13 protein-coding genes are annotated in these 14,121 nt (G+C 72.6%); 8 read left to right on the top strand and 5 right to left on the bottom strand.

Annotated features, from left to right (window positions below; all coding sequences use genetic code 11):
• Window positions 1–85: 85 nt before the first annotated feature.
• The 5 genes from OG509_RS11295 to OG509_RS11275 all read left to right on the top strand — a co-directional run bounded on the left by OG509_RS11295 (window position 86) and on the right by OG509_RS11275 (window position 4,926).
• Window positions 86–988 (top strand): TraR/DksA family transcriptional regulator, encoded by a 903-nt coding sequence (locus OG509_RS11295; RefSeq protein WP_406182165.1) that lies wholly within the window; start codon window positions 86–88, stop codon window positions 986–988.
• Window positions 989–1,118: 130 nt separating this feature from the next.
• Window positions 1,119–1,679, top strand: coding sequence for a signal peptidase II (lspA, locus tag OG509_RS11290; RefSeq protein ID WP_406182163.1), 561 nt, complete (start codon window positions 1,119–1,121; stop codon window positions 1,677–1,679).
• 41 nt (window positions 1,680–1,720) lie between these two features.
• On the top strand, window positions 1,721–2,662 hold the full coding sequence (locus tag OG509_RS11285; RefSeq protein ID WP_406182161.1) for an RluA family pseudouridine synthase: 942 nt from the start codon (window positions 1,721–1,723) through the stop codon (window positions 2,660–2,662).
• Window positions 2,659–3,126, top strand: a complete 468-nt coding sequence (locus OG509_RS11280; protein ID WP_385581694.1) for a GNAT family N-acetyltransferase — start codon at window positions 2,659–2,661, stop codon at window positions 3,124–3,126. The genes OG509_RS11285 and OG509_RS11280 overlap by 4 nt, the downstream gene beginning before the upstream one ends.
• 207 nt (window positions 3,127–3,333) lie before the next feature.
• Window positions 3,334–4,926 carry a Na+/H+ antiporter gene (locus tag OG509_RS11275; protein ID WP_406182158.1) on the top strand — a complete coding sequence of 531 codons (1,593 nt, stop codon included), beginning with the start codon at window positions 3,334–3,336 and terminating at the stop codon, window positions 4,924–4,926.
• Between the two features lie 30 nt (window positions 4,927–4,956).
• Here OG509_RS11275 and OG509_RS11270 read toward each other — a convergent pair whose 3' ends face one another.
• A complete protein-coding gene (locus OG509_RS11270; RefSeq protein WP_385581688.1) occupies window positions 4,957–5,973 on the bottom strand; it encodes an SDR family NAD(P)-dependent oxidoreductase in 1,017 nt (338 codons plus the stop codon).
• Window positions 5,970–7,133, bottom strand: coding sequence for a UDP-N-acetylglucosamine--N-acetylmuramyl-(pentapeptide) pyrophosphoryl-undecaprenol N-acetylglucosamine transferase (locus tag OG509_RS11265; protein WP_406182156.1), 1,164 nt, complete (start codon window positions 7,131–7,133; stop codon window positions 5,970–5,972). Before OG509_RS11265 ends, OG509_RS11270 begins: the two co-directional genes overlap by 4 nt.
• 106 nt (window positions 7,134–7,239) lie before the next feature.
• On the opposite strand from OG509_RS11265, the gene OG509_RS11260 reads away from it, so the two are divergent.
• Entirely contained in the window at window positions 7,240–7,953 is a 714-nt protein-coding gene (locus tag OG509_RS11260) for a response regulator transcription factor (RefSeq protein ID WP_406182155.1), read from the top strand.
• Window positions 7,950–9,377, top strand: coding sequence for a sensor histidine kinase (locus tag OG509_RS11255; protein ID WP_406182153.1), 1,428 nt, complete (start codon window positions 7,950–7,952; stop codon window positions 9,375–9,377). The genes OG509_RS11260 and OG509_RS11255 overlap by 4 nt, the downstream gene beginning before the upstream one ends.
• 44 nt (window positions 9,378–9,421) lie before the next feature.
• On the opposite strand, the gene OG509_RS11250 is transcribed toward OG509_RS11255, so the two are convergent.
• Window positions 9,422–10,471, bottom strand: coding sequence for a mechanosensitive ion channel family protein (locus OG509_RS11250; RefSeq protein ID WP_406182151.1), 1,050 nt, complete (start codon window positions 10,469–10,471; stop codon window positions 9,422–9,424).
• A gap of 50 nt (window positions 10,472–10,521) precedes the next feature.
• Here OG509_RS11250 and OG509_RS11245 point away from each other — a divergent pair, with 50 nt between their 5' ends.
• Window positions 10,522–11,091 (top strand): dienelactone hydrolase family protein, encoded by a 570-nt coding sequence (locus tag OG509_RS11245; RefSeq protein ID WP_406182149.1) that lies wholly within the window; start codon window positions 10,522–10,524, stop codon window positions 11,089–11,091.
• A 67-nt stretch (window positions 11,092–11,158) separates the two neighbouring features.
• Here OG509_RS11245 and OG509_RS11240 read toward each other — a convergent pair whose 3' ends face one another.
• Window positions 11,159–12,109, bottom strand: coding sequence for a zinc metalloprotease (locus OG509_RS11240; protein WP_406187538.1), 951 nt, complete (start codon window positions 12,107–12,109; stop codon window positions 11,159–11,161).
• Between the two features lie 233 nt (window positions 12,110–12,342).
• Window positions 12,343–14,007 carry an alkaline phosphatase D family protein gene (locus OG509_RS11235; RefSeq protein ID WP_406182147.1) on the bottom strand — a complete coding sequence of 555 codons (1,665 nt, stop codon included), beginning with the start codon at window positions 14,005–14,007 and terminating at the stop codon, window positions 12,343–12,345.
• Window positions 14,008–14,121 lie beyond the last annotated feature (114 nt).

Here is a 14,121-nt window from a genome sequence, read left to right as displayed (position 1 = left end):
TGCCCCGTTGCCGCGAGGCTGGAGTCGATTTATCGTTCCGGCACGATTCGCGAGCAAGATCACAGTATGTGAAGGGGCCGCGGCCATGGTGGCGAAGAAGACCGCCGGGAGAACTGCCGAGAAGGCTGTCGGAAAGGCCGCCGGGAAGGCTACGGCGGCCGAGGACGCGGCTCCGGCCCGGAAGAAGAAGACGGTCGTGAACTCCACGGCCAAGGCGGCGGCCGAATCGGTGACGAAGCGGGTGGCCGAGAAGGTGCCCGCCAGGAAAGCGCTGACCGGGAAGACCTCGGCCGACAAGACCGCCGCCAAGAAGACCGCCGTCAAGAAGACCTCGGCCAAGAAGGCGCCGGCCAAGAAGGCGTCGGCCGCGGCGAAGGCGGCCACCGAGAAGGCGACCGGCGTCGGGAAGACGACCGCGAGGAAGGCCACGGTCAAGGCGGCCGGGGCCGAGGGGGCGGCGCAGGCCGCGCAACAGACGGGAGCCCGGAAAGTGGTTGCCAAGAAGAGCACCGGCACGGCCAGGAAGACGGCTGCGGCCGCCACCAGCGGGCTGCCGAAGGCCAGGGCCACCGCAGCAGCGGCCCTGGCGCCGGGTGAGCTGGCCGTACGGCCCGGCGAGGACCCCTGGACCCCGGCGGAGGTGGCCGAGGCCCGTGCCGAGCTCCAGAGCGAGGTGCTGCGGCTGCGCGACGAGCTCCAGGCCTCCGACGAGGCCATCACGGGCCTGATGCGGGACTCCGGCGACGGGGCGGGCGACGACCAGGCCGACACGGGCACCAAGAACATCACCCGGGAGTCCGAGCTGGCCCTCGCCGCGAACGCCCGCGAGATGCTCGAACAGACCGAGCGGGCCCTGGAGCGGCTGGACGCCGGTACGTACGGGCTCTGCGAGAACTGCGGCCGGCCCATCGGCAAGGCCAGGATGCAGGCCTTCCCGCGGGCGACCCTCTGCGTGGACTGCAAGCAGAAGCAGGAGCGCAGGCACTGAGGGGCACGGGCCGGGCTGCCGCCACGGGCGGACCCTGACGTACTCTCGTGTCTCGTCGGGGTCCAGGGGCCCGGCAGGGCCGTGGAGCCGTGTCGTCTGCAACCTGGTTCGAGCTAGTCGAGGGACTCACGTGGCAGAGGCGGAGAGCATCATCGGTACGCCGGAGGTCGGGGACGACGCCCAGTCGGAGTCCGCCGCGCCCAAGGGGCGCCGGCGGATCGTCGCGCTGCTCGTCGTCGCGCTGCTCGCCTACCTGCTCGACTTCGGCAGCAAGATGCTCGTCGTCGCGAAGCTGGAGCACCAGCCGCCGATCCGGATCGTCGGCGACCTGCTGAAGTTCGAGGCGATCCGCAATCCGGGCGCCGCGTTCGGCTTCGGCGAGGCCTTCACCATCATCTTCACGTGCATCGCGGCCACCGTGATCGTCGTGATCGTGCGGCTGGCCCGCAAGCTCTACAGCCTGCCGTGGGCGATCGCGCTGGGCCTGCTGCTGGGCGGTGCGCTGGGCAACCTCACCGACCGGATCTTCCGTTCGCCGGGGGTGTTCCGGGGCGCCGTGGTCGACTTCATCGCTCCCGCCCATTTCGCCGTCTTCAACCTCGCGGACTCGGCGATCGTGTGCGGCGGCATCCTGATCGTGCTGCTTTCGTTCAGGGGTCTGGACCCGGACGGTACGGTCCACAAGGACTGATCGCGGGACGGGTGCGCCGTCGAGTCCTGCATACTCGACAGGTGAGTACGATTCCCGAGATCCGCACCCTGCCCGTTCCCGATGGCCTCGAAGGCGAGCGCGTCGACGCCGCCATCGCCCGTATGTTCGGTTTTTCCCGGACGAAGGCGGCCGAGCTCGCCGCCGCGGGGAAGGTGTCGGTCGACGGCAGCGTCGTCGGGAAGTCCGAGCGCGTGCACGGCGGCGCCTGGCTCGAAGTCGAGATGCCCGCGCCGGCGCGGCCGGTCGAGCTCGTCGCCGAGCCGGTCCCGGGCATGGAGATCGTCCATGACGACGACGACATCGTCGTCATCATGAAGCCGGTGGGCGTCGCCGCCCACCCGAGCCCCGGCTGGACCGGCACCACCGTCATCGGCGGCCTCGCCGCCGCGGGCTACCGGATCTCCACCTCCGGCGCGTCCGAGCGCCAGGGCATCGTGCACCGCCTCGACGTCGGCACGTCCGGCCTGATGGCCGTCGCAAAGTCGGAGCGTGCGTACACCTCGCTGAAGAACCAGTTCCGCGAGCGGGTGGTGGACAAGCGCTACCACGCGCTCGTACAGGGCCACCCGGACCCGATGAGCGGCACGATCGACGCGCCGATCGGCCGGCACCCCAGCGCGGACTACAAGTGGGCCGTGATCCAGGAGGGCAAGCCCTCCGTCACCCACTACGACCTGATCGAGGCCTTCCGCGCGGCCTCGCTGCTCGACATCAAGCTGGAGACCGGGCGTACGCACCAGATCCGCGTGCACATGTCCGCGCACCGGCACCCGTGCGTCGGCGACCTGACGTACGGCGCCGACCCGACGGTGGCGAAGCGGCTGGGCCTGACCCGGCAGTGGCTGCACGCCGTGCGGCTCGGCTTCGAGCACCCGTCGGACGGGCAGTGGGTGGAGTTCGAGAGCACGTACCCGGCGGACCTGCAGCACGCGCTGGACGTGATCCGCGCGGAGAGCGAGTGACGGCTTTCGCGGTCCGGGTGGCCGAGGGGGAGGCCGACCTGGCGGCGTGCTTCGCCGTGCGGACCGAGGTGTTCGTGGTCGAGCAGTCCGTGCCGGAGTCGATCGAGTACGACGCGTACGACGCGGTCGCGGTGCACGTGCTGGCCGTGGCGCCGGACGGGGAGCCGCTGGGCACCGGCCGGTTGCTGCACGGGCCGGCGGCGCTGGGCAAGACGGGCGGTGACCCGACGGTCGGCTCGCTCGGGCGGCTGGCCGTACGCAAGGCCGCGCGCGGGCTGGGCGTCGGGGTCGCGCTGGTGCGGGCCATCGAGGCGGAGGCCGGCCGGCTGGGCCTGTCCGCCGTGGACCTGGGCGCGCAGACGCATGCGCTCGGCTTCTACGAGCGGCTCGGGTACGTGGCCTACGGCCCGGAGTTCGAAGACGCGGGGATCCCGCACCGCTCGATGCGGCGCGCCCTGCCGTAGCAGATCCAGCCCCGCCGGCGTTTGAGGCACGGGGTCCGGGGCGGAGCCCCGGAGGCCCCGGCGGAGCCAGGGGCGCTTGCGGGGCTCCGCCGCAACCGGGTTCCCGGGGCCGGCCCCGGGCTCCGGCAGTGCCGGTGGAGCCGCCAGGTGGGCGAGGCTTCGTCGGGGCAGGGTCATCCGCGGCCGGCGGTGCGGCAGGGTGGGGGAGTGGATCAGCTTGCTCTGCTGTTCGTACTGCTGCTCGGGGCCGTGGTCAGCGTGCCGTTCGGGGATCGGCTCGGGCTGCCCGCACCCGTCCTGATGACCATCGGCGGGGTCGTGCTCGCGCTGGTTCCGGCCGTGCCGAACGTCGACATCCCGCCCGAGTACATCCTGCCGATCGTCCTGCCCCCGCTGCTCTACGCCTCGGCGCAGCGCACCTCCTGGCGGCAGTTCGCCGCCAACGTCCGGCCCATCTTCCTGCTCGCCGTGGCCCTCGTCTTCGTCACGACCGCCGCGGTCGCCGCCGTCGCGAACGCCGTCGTCCCCGGGCTGCCGCTCGCCGCCGCGGTCGCGCTCGGCGCGCTCGTGGCCCCGCCCGACCCCGTCGCCGCGACCGCCGTCGCCGGAGCGCTCGGGCTGCCGCGCCGCATGGTGTCGATCCTGGAGGGCGAGGGCCTGTTCAACGACGTCACCGCGATCGTGCTCTACCACGTGGCCATCTCCGCCGCCGTCAGCGGCAGCTTCTCCTGGCCGGACGCGCTGGGGGAGTTCGTGCTCTCCGCGGTGGTCGCCGTAGCCGTCGGGCTCGGTCTGGGCTGGGTCACCAACGCGCTCATGGGGCTGCTCGGCGACGCCACGCTCCAGATCGGGCTGACGCTGCTCGTGCCGTTCGTGTCGTACGTGGTCGCCGAGGAGCTCCAGGGGTCGGGGGTGCTGGCCGTGCTGACGACGGCCCTGTTCCTCGCGGAGTACGCCTCCGACGCGGACGACGTGCTGGGACGGCTCGCCGGGCACACGTTCTGGGAGGTCGTGGACATGCTGGTCACGGGCGCGGCGTTCGGGCTGATCGGGCTGGAGCTGCACAACGTGTTCGGCGTCGCGGCCGGCCGCGAGTGGGAGATGGCGGGGTGGGCGGCCGCCGTGACCGCGGTGGTGGTCGGCGTACGGCTGCTGTGGCTGCTGCCGGCCGGGTGGCTGGCCAAGCGGCTGCACACGCGGCGCGACTACGACGAGGAGATCCCGCTGAGCTGGCGGGAGAGCGTGGTGATGTGGTGGGCCGGGATGCGCGGGGTGGCCTCGGTGGCGCTGGCGCTGGCCATCCCGCTGAAGGTGGAGGGCGGGGCGCCGTTTCCGGCACGGGACCAGATCATCTTCATCGCGTTCGCCGTGATCATGGTGACGCTGGTCTGCCAGGGGCTGACGCTGCCGTGGCTGGTGCGGCTGCTGGGCGTGGAGGCCGACGAGGACGCCGAACGGGAGACGGAGCGGCAGCTGGCGATCCGCGCGGCGAAGGCCGCGAAGCGGCGGCTGAAGGAGATCGAGGAGGTGGAGGACCTGCCGGAGGACCTGGTGGAGGTGCTGTACCGGCGGGCGTACGACGTGGGGGCCAGGATCAGTCCCGAGATGGTGGACGAGGAGCGGCGGGAGGCGTACGCGAAGCGGGTGGAGCGGATCCGGGACGTCCAGCGGATCCAGCGCGAGATGATGTCGGCGGCCCGGCACGAGGTGCTGGCCGCGCGCAGCGAGCCGGGCGCGGACCCGGAGATCGTGGACCGGGTCCTGCGCCACCTGGACGTCCGCAGCCTCCGCAGCAGTTAGGAGGCCGTCCGCAACGTCCGGCCCGGTCGGTCAGACCTGGTAGCGGGACGGGGCGAAGAGGTCCAGGTTCGAGGCGATCCAGTCCGACGTGCGCGACAGCCCCTCCGCCAGCGGGACCTGCGGCTTCCAGCCCGCCCAGTCCCGGGCGCGGGAGTTGTCCGACAGCAGGCGGAGGACCTCGCTGCCCGCCGGGCGCAGGCGGGAGGCGTCCACCACCACCTCGGCGTCCCGGCCCGAAGCCTTGATCAGGGCCTGCGCCAGGTCGCCGATCGAGATCTCCTCTCCCGTGCCGAGGTTGACCACCTCGCCCAGTGCCCGGTCGCATTCCGCCACCGCGAGGAAGCCCTCGGCCGTGTCCGTCACGTACGTGAAGTCCCGGGTCGGGGAGAGCGAGCCCAGGCGGACCTCCCGCGCGCCCGCGTGCAGCTGCGCCAGGATCGTCGGGATCACGGCCCGCGCCGACTGGCGGGGGCCGTACGTGTTGAACGGCCGGACCACCGTCACCGGCAGCTCGAACGCGTGGTGGAACGACAGCGCCATCATGTCCGCGCCGATCTTCGACGCCGAGTACGGGGACTGCGGCTGGAGCGGATGCGATTCCGGGATCGGGGCCGTCAGCGCCGTGCCGTAGACCTCGCTCGTGGACGTGTGCACCAGCCGCCGCACCCCGTGCCGGCGGCAGGCCTCCGCCATGTTCTCCGTACCGGTCACGTTCGTCTGCACGTACGCGCCCGGCGAGGCGTAGCTGTACGGGATCCCGATCAGCGCCGCCAGGTGGAACACTGTGTCGCAGCCCGCCACCGCGTCGCTGACCCGGCCCGCGTCGCGGATGTCGCCCGCCCACATCTCCACCGGGCCCTCGGGGTCGGCGAGGTACCGGGCCAGGTGGCCCTTCTCCGCGTACGGCTTGTAGTGGACGAAGGCGCGGACCCGGGCGCCCCGCGCCACCAGCAGGTCGACCAGGGTGGACCCGATGAACCCCTCGGCTCCGGTGACCAGGACCGTGCGGCCGGCCCAGGGGTTCACGGCGTTCGTCTGCGTGTTCATATGCGCTCCAGGGTGGGGAAAGGGACGCCGGCCACGCGGAGGACCTCCGCGGCCAGCAGTTCGGCGGCCCGGGCGTGCGGGCCGGGGTCGGCAGCGCCGGCCATCGCGGCCAGCCGGGCCGGGTCGGCCAGCAGCGGGCCGAGCAGCACCGCCAGCTGGTCGGCGGTGGTCGCGGCGTCCGGCAGCAGCAGGCCCGCGCCCGCGTCGACGAGGACCCGGGCGTTGTGGGTCTGGTGGTCGCCGGGGGCGTGCGGGTACGGGACGAGCACGGCCGGGACCCCGGTCGCCGCCAGCTCCGCGACCGTCGCGGACCCGGCCCGGCACACCACCAGGTCGGCGGCCGCGTACACGAGGTCCATCCGGTCCAGGTACGGCACGGCCCGGGCGATCCGCTGTCCGTCGCAGGCGGCGAGATCGGCGGCGGTGTCCGGCAGCGCCCGCGGACCCGTCTTGATCAGCAGCTGTACGTCGTCCCGCCCCTGCCAGCGGCCGGCCAGCCCGACGGCGGCCGCGGTGAGCCGGGCGGCGCCCAGGCTGCCGCCGTTGAAGACGATCAGGCGGCGCCCGTCGGGGATGTGCAGGGCCCGCCGGGCCTCGGCGCGCAGGGCCGCGCGCTCCGGCCGGGACAGGCCGGCCAGCCTCGCGAGGGCCGCCGAGATCGGCATTCCGGTGGTCAGCGCGTGCGCGCCGCCCGCCAGATGGGCCCGGCTGCGGTCGAAGGCCACCGCGATGTGCGCGGTGAGCCGGGCGGCGAACTGGTTGGCACGGCCCGGCACCGCGTTGGACTCGTGGATGAGGGCCGGCAGCCCGGCCATCCGGGCCCCCAGCACGGCCGGCGCGCTCGGGTAGCCGCCCATGCCCACGACGGCGTGCGCGCCCTGGGCCCGGATCACCGAGCGGGCCTGCCCGGCGGAGCGCAGCAGCGCGGCGGGCAGCAGGTAGCGCTTCGCGCCGAGCGAGGGGTCGAACGGGATCATGTCGACGGTGTGCAGGCGGTACCCGGCGGCCGGGATCAGCTCGGTCTCCAGGCCCCGCTCGGTCCCGATGAACGAGACCACGGCACCCGGGACGGCCGCGCGCAGCGCCTCGGCGAGGGCGAGCCCGGGATAGATGTGGCCGCCGGTGCCGCCCGCGCCGATCACGACGGACAGGGGTGGCATTCCTTGCGTGTCTCGTGTGCCTCGTGTGGTCATGGGCGCAGCCTTCCGGGGCGCCCTAAGAACGTTCTAAGAGGTTCTCTCAGAACTGTTTGGCAGGCTTTGACCCATGAGCAGCATGGGCAGCACGAGTGGCACGAGCGCGCAGCGGATCCTGGTCGTGGACGACGAGCCCGAGGTACGGGCCGCCGTCCAGGACGGGCTGGCCGTCGAGGGGTACGAGGTACGGGGAGCCGGCGACGGGCTGGCCGCGCTGTCGGAGGTGGCGCTCTGGCAGCCCGACGCGGTGGTGCTCGACGTGATGATGCCCGTGCTCGACGGGCTCGGGGTCTGCCGGCGGCTGCGGGCCCTGGGCGACCGTACGCCCGTACTCGTCCTGACCGCGCTGGACTCGGTGAGCGAGCGGGTCGACGGCCTGGAGGCGGGCGCCGACGACTACCTGGTCAAGCCGTTCGCGCTGGACGAGCTGGTGGCCCGGGTCCGGGCCCTGCTGCGGCGGGCCGCGCCCGATCCCGCCGGTACGGCCGTACTCGGGTTCGCGGACCTCGTACTGGACTCCGGGACGCGCACCGGAAGGCGCGGCGGGCGGCCGCTGGAGTTCAGCCGGACCGAGGCGGCGCTGCTGGAGCTGCTGCTGCGCCACCCCGGGCAGGTGCTGCCGCGGGAGCTGATCCTGGAGCTGGTGTGGGGGCGGGACTTCGGACCGGACTCCAATTCCCTCGCCGTGTACGTCGGCTACCTGCGGCGGAAGCTGGAGGCGGCCGGCGAGCCGCGGCTCGTTCACACCGTCCACGGGGTCGGCTACCGGCTGGGCCCGGCGTGAGCGCCGCCGGGCGGGGCAGGCGCCGGCTCGGGGCGCCCTGGCGCAGACGCCGGCCGCTGCGGACCCGGCTGGCACTGGCGGCCACCGCGGCGGTGGCGCTGGTCGCGGTCGGGGTGTGCACGGCGGCGTTCTTCGTCGTACGGAGCGCCCTGTACGAGCAGCTGAACCTGAGCCTGACCCAGTCCGCGCGGCTCGCGGCGCAGCGCAACCCGGACTCCGGGCCGGACACCCTGGCCGGGGAGTGCCGGTTCCTGGCGGCGCCCGCCTGCGCGGAGGTGGTGCCGGCCGACCCGGCGAACGACCCGGCGGCCCGGTACCTGCTGCCGGTGGACGCGGCGACGCGGGCGGTGGCGGCCGGGCGGCACGCGCCGTTCTACACAGACATCGTGCACGCGGGACACCCGACGCGGATGCTCACCACCGACTACGCGAAGGGGCGGGCGCTCCAGGTGGCGCTGCGGGCCGATACCGTCGAGGACGGGATCGAGGAGGCGGCGTGGTGGCTGGCGCTGATCGGCGGGGCCGGGGTACTGGTCGCGGCCGGGCTCGGGTACTGGGTGTCGCGGACCGGTCTGGCCCCGGTGACCCGGCTCACGGCCACCGCCGAGCGGATCGCGGCGACGCGGGATCCGCGGCACCGGATCGAACTGCCGCCGCCCGGGAGGGAGGACGAGATCACGCGGCTGGCCGGGAGCTTCAACACCATGCTGGGCGAGCTGGAGCAGTCGGTGACGGCGCAGCGGCGGCTGGTCGCCGACGCCTCGCACGAGCTGCGGACCCCGCTGACGGCCCTGCGGACCAACGCCGAGCTGCTGGCGCGCGGCGAGCGGCTGACGGTGGAGCAGCGGGAGCGGGCGTCCGCCGCGCTGGGGCGGCAGCTGCGGGAGGTGACGGGGCTGGTGAACGACCTGATCGAACTGGCGCGGGACGAGGAGCCGCAGCCGCTGGTGGAACAGGTCCGGCTGGGGCCGCTGGTGGAGCACTGCGCCCAGGTGGCGCGGGCGCACTGGCCGGCGGTTCCGTTCCGGGTACGGGTTCCGGAGGGGGCGGCGGCGCCGGCGGTGGTGCCGGGGGTGCCGGCGCGGCTGAGCCGGCTGCTGTCCAACCTGCTGGACAACGCGGCCAAGTTCAGCCCGGCCGGGCGGGGGGTGGAGGTGGAGCTGACGGCTCCGGCCGGGGCGGGCGGGGTCGGCGGGGCCTACGGGCCGGAAGTGACGGTCCGGGACCACGGTCCGGGGATCTCGGAGCAGGACCTGCCGCACGTCTTCGACCGGTTCTACCGGGCCGGGGCGGCCCGCGCGCTGCCCGGGTCCGGGCTGGGGCTGGCCATGGCGCGGCAGATCGCACGGGCGCACGGGGCGGAGCTGACGGCGGAGGCCGCTCCCGGGGGCGGTGCCCTGTTCCGGCTGACCTTCGGTGCGTGACCGGCCGACCCGACTTCTCCCGGGGCTCCGCCCCCGACCGCGCCTCAGGTCGCCGGGCGGGGGGTGGCCTCGGAGGCCGCGATGCGGGGCAGGGCGTACGGGTGGTGGGTCACCAGCCAGGCGATCAGGCGTTCGCGGACCGCGCAGCGGACCGTCCACAGGTCGTCCGCGTCCTTGGCCGTGACCACCGCGCGGACCTGGACCGTGTGCGGTGTGGTGTCCGTCACGGCCAGGCCGGAGCCGCGGGCGTCCCACTGCGGGATGTCCTTGAGGATGTGCTGGAGCTGCTCCCGCATCAGGTCGACGGGGGCGCTGTGGTCCAGGTGCCAGAAGACCGTGCCGGTCATCTGCGCGCCGCCGCGCGACCAGTTCTCGTACGGCCTGCTTGTGAAGTACGACACAGGCATGGTGATGCGCCGCTCGTCCCAGGTGCGGACGGTCAGGGACGTCAGGGTGATCTCCTCGACCTTGCCCCACTCCTTGTCGACCACCACCGTGTCGCCGATGCGGACGGTGTCGCCGAAGGCGATCTGGAGGCCGGCGAAGAGGTTGCTCAGCGAGGACTGGGCGCCGATGCCCACGACGATGCCGAGCACACCCGCGGACGCCATCATCGAGGCGCCGAGCGTACGCATCGGCGGGAAGGTCAGGAGCATGGCCGCCCCCGCGACCAAGACGACGATCGCGGTGACCGCCCGGTGGATCAGAGTGACCTGGGTGCGGACCCGGCGGACCCGGGCGTCGTCCTGGGTCACCGCGGCGTAGCGCGTGTACGTGGAGTCGACGGCGGCGGTCGCGACGCGCACCGCCAGCCAGGACACGGAGGCGATCAGTACCAGGGTGAGAGTCCGGCCGACGGCGAAGGCGTGATCGGGCAGGATTCCGGCGCTGCGGTAGGCCGCTCTGAGCAGAGAGGTGCAGAGCACCACCTGGAACGGCAGTCGGCAGCGGCGCAGCAGACCCCACAGGGGGGTCTCCGAGTGCAGGGCGTCGGCCCGGCGCAGCAGCAGGTCCAGCACCCATCCGGCGATCAGGGTGATGACCAGCGTGCCGCCGAGGACCGTGAGGGGGCGCAGGACGGTCTCCATTTCCATGGGTAGGAACGTAACCGGAAGCGGTCCGCGCAAACTGGCACGATGGGGGCATGAACATCATGCTTTTCCATTCGACGTACGGGCTGCGGCCCGCGGTGCACGAGGCGGCCGACCGGCTGCGCGCGGCCGGTCATCAGGTCCAGGTGCCGGATCTCTTCGAGGGGCGCACCTTCGAGACCGTCGAAGAGGGCATGGGACACCGGGACGAGATCGGCCGTGACGAGCTGCTCAAGCGCGCGGTCCTGGCCTCCGCCCCCTACTCCGACCAGGGCCTGGTATACGCCGGCTTCTCCTTCGGCGGTTCCGTCGCCCAGCACTTGGCGCTGGCCGACGAGAAGGCGCGCGGGCTGCTGCTCCTGCACGGGACGGCGGACCTGGAGGAGGACACCGCGGTCGACGAGCTGCCGGTGCAGCTGCACATCGCGGATCCGGACCCGTTCGAGACGCACGACTGGCTGACCGCCTGGTACCTGCGGATGCAGCGCGTGGGTGCGGACGTGGAGGTGCACCGCTACCCGGGTGCCGGGCACCTGTTCACGGACCCGGGGCTCGACGACTACGACGCGGAGGCCGCGGAGCAGACCTGGCGGGTCGCGCTCGCCTTCCTCGACAGTCTGTAGGAGCAGGGGAAATGAATGAGGGGCAGGGCACCGATGCGTGCCCTGCCCCTCTTTCGCTAGGTCCTGACTAGCCGCGGTACGCGCTCCACATGCTCTTCATGCGGGACACCTGGCCCGCGGTGAACTGGTACATGCAGGAGTCGTACGTGTAGTCCATGAAGTTGTGGATCGGGTCGACGCCCGTCTTGTTGGTGCAGCTGTCACGGCCGGTCGGGCACTCGAACGCGGCGCTCTTTTCGGCGGGGGTGTCGGAGACGGAGTCGCCGCTGCCCGAGCAGCCGCCCTGGAAGGTGTGGTACAGGCCCATCCAGTGGCCGACCTCGTGGGTGCCGGTGTCGCCCTCGTTGTAGTTGGCGGCGGAGCCGCCCGGCAGCGAGGTGTTGAGGATGACCACGCCGTCCATCTTGGGCTGCGAGGCGTAGGAGCTCGGGAAGGTCGCCCAGCCGAGCAGGCCGCCGCCGAGGTTGGCGGTGTAGAGGTTGAGCGCGTTCGCGCCGCCCTTGCGCAGGGCGTTCTTCATGTCCTTCTCGGCCTGGGTGCCGTCCGAGACGTTGTACCAGGCGGCGTTGTCGGTGTAGTCGGTGGAGACCAGCGAGAACTGGTAGCCCGAGTCGACGTTGCCGGTGCCCTTGCCGCTGTAGGCGGCGTTGAGGACCGCGATCTGGTTGTTGACGTCCGTGGCGGTCAGCTTGCCGGCGGAGCCGGACGTGATGACGTGGACGTACACCGGGATGGTCGTCGCGGCGGTGACCTCGGCGGCGCGCATCTGGCGCTGAGGGCCGAGCTCGGCGCTCTTCTTGGCCAGGTCGGCGTCCATGGCCTTGACCTGGGCGTCCGTCACCTCGTTGGGGTCCGCCGCGTGCTGGTCCTTCGGGCGGGCGACACGGGCGTTGGCGGAGGCGGAGGCGGTGCCGGCGTCGGCACAGGCCTCGGCGCCGGTCTTGGGCGCCGCGGCCACGGTCGTGGGGGCCGTGAGCGGGGCGAACGCCAGGGTTCCGGCCAGAACGGCCGTACCCATGAGGCGGCGGCGGAGCATGGGGGATATGCGGGCGGAAGCGCGCACGTTGACTCCTCGCGAAGCGTGGTGGGGGGTGAGGGTTTTCCTCACGCTGGCGCGAATCTTATGTGTCCATGTCATGCACTGAGCAAGCCCTTTACGTAAAAGATTTGTTGCTTCTGATGCCGGAGGGGCGCCTGGTCTGCACCAGACGCCCCTCGGAACAGCAGAATTGACAGACAGTCAGAAGATGATCAGCCCACCGGCTGGTACGCCCGCTCCACCTTCTGCGTGCCGTTCGGCGTGCGGTACGAACGGGCCCACGCGGTGGTGGCGGCCGGATTCCGCTTGTCGGAGACCACGTAGTAGTCCATCTGCGAACGCTCGGCCGTCACGTCCAGCACCCCGTAGCCGTGCGCGTCCATGTCCAGCCACTTCACGTGCCAGTTGGCCGCCTTGATCGCCGCTTCCGCTACGAGGGACGCGGTGTCCGCCGGCACGTGCAGGAGGTCGTCGATGTTGTCGGAGGTCACCGACGTCACGACGAACTCGGTGGCGGCCGTACCCGAGCCCGGGTACGTCGCCATGTTCATCGGCACCTCGTTCGCCCACGCCATGTGGATGTCGCCCGTGAGGAAGACCGTGTTCTTGATCTTCTGGTCCTTGAGGTGGGTCAGCAGCTCCTTGCGGTCGTCCGTGTAGCCGTCCCACTGGTCCACGTTGATGGCCAGGCCGCCCTCGGGCAGGCCCAGCAGCTTCGTCAGCGGCTCCAGCAGGTGCGCGGGCAGCGAGCCGAAGGCCACCGGCGAGATCATCACCGAGGTCCCGACCAGCTTCCAGGTCGCGTTCGAGTTCGCGAGGCCCGACTTGAGCCAGTCCAGCTGGGCCCGCCCGGTGATCGTGCGCTCGGGGTCGTCGACCGCGCCGCTGCCTACCTTGGCCTGCTGGGAGCGGAAGGTGCGCAGGTCCAGCAGGTGCAGGTCGGCGAGGTTGCCGAAGCGCAGCCGCCGGTAGACGGTGCCGGCCGTGGAGGTGCGCACCGGCATCCACTCGAAGTACGCCTGCTTGGCGGCGGCCGCGCGGGCCGCCCAGTCGCCCTCGGCGCCCGGGGTGTGGTTCTCCGCGCCGCCCGACCAGGCGTCGTTGGCGAACTCGTGGTCGTCCCATATCGCGACGATCGCGTGCGCGGCGTGCAGCGCCTGGAGGTCGGCGTCGGTCTTGTACTTGCCGTGCCGGGTCCGGTAGTCGGCGAGGGTGAGGATCTCGTGCCGCGGCTCGTGCGCGCGTACGACGTACTTCGGCTCGGGGTAGGCGCCGTTCGCGTACTCGTAGATGTAGTCGCCGAGGTGCAGGATCGCGTGCAGGTCGCTGCGGGCGGCCAGGTGGCGGTAGGCCGAGAAGTAGCCGGCCTCCCAGTTGGCGCAGGAGACGACGCCGAAACGGACCCCGGGGGTCGTCGCGTCGTGGCCCGGGGCGGTCAGGGTGCGCCCGACCGGGGAGACGGCGCCGCCGGCGGTGAACCGGTAGAAGTACGGGGTCTGCGGCCGCAGTCCGCGGACGTCCGCCTTGACCGTGTGGTCGGTGGCGGCGCTCGCCGTGACGGAGCCGCTCAGCACGATCCGGGAGAAGGTCTTGTCCTCGGCGACCTCCCAGGTCACCTGGGTGGCCGGGCCGGCGCCGGAGCCGGGCACGGCCTCGGGGGTCGGGGTGACGCGGGTCCACAGCAGGATCCCGTCGGGCAGCGGGTCGCCGGAGGCGACACCGTGCAGGAAGGCGGGCCCGTTCGAGGCCGCGGACGCGGGGGAGATGCCCAGAGCGGCCGTCGCGAAGGGCGCGAGGGCGGCGGTGGCCGCGGCGGCCTTGACGACCGTGCGGCGGCGCGGAGTTGCCGCAGTGGGGGAGGGGAGATGACTGGTCACGGACCGGCATATTACTGACGGGTACTACCGCTGGTACACCCCTGGAAAGGCAACGGGCGGGCGAACTCTCGGAGTTCGCCCGCCCGTTGCCCTGGCCGGTATGTCCAGGTTGGG

Source organism: Streptomyces sp. NBC_01006 (assembly GCF_045162725.1).
Taxonomy (GTDB): domain Bacteria; phylum Actinomycetota; class Actinomycetes; order Streptomycetales; family Streptomycetaceae; genus Streptomyces.
Note: the sequence above shows the minus strand (reverse complement) of the source record. Positions and strands in the feature narration are given on the sequence as shown.

Excerpts from the sequence above, each read along its gene's own strand:
- OG509_RS11260 (WP_406182155.1), top strand. The coding sequence starts at position 7,240 with ATGAGCAGCATGGGCAGCACGAGTGGCACGAGCGCGCAGCGGATCCTG.
- OG509_RS11295 (WP_406182165.1), top strand. The coding sequence starts at position 86 with ATGGTGGCGAAGAAGACCGCCGGGAGAACTGCCGAGAAGGCTGTCGGA.
- OG509_RS11240 (WP_406187538.1), bottom strand. The coding sequence starts at position 12,109 with ATGGGTACGGCCGTTCTGGCCGGAACCCTGGCGTTCGCCCCGCTCACG.
- OG509_RS11250 (WP_406182151.1), bottom strand. The coding sequence starts at position 10,471 with ATGGAAATGGAGACCGTCCTGCGCCCCCTCACGGTCCTCGGCGGCACG.
- OG509_RS11245 (WP_406182149.1), top strand. The coding sequence starts at position 10,522 with ATGAACATCATGCTTTTCCATTCGACGTACGGGCTGCGGCCCGCGGTG.
- OG509_RS11265 (WP_406182156.1), bottom strand. The coding sequence starts at position 7,133 with ATGCCACCCCTGTCCGTCGTGATCGGCGCGGGCGGCACCGGCGGCCAC.
- OG509_RS11270 (WP_385581688.1), bottom strand. The coding sequence starts at position 5,973 with ATGAACACGCAGACGAACGCCGTGAACCCCTGGGCCGGCCGCACGGTC.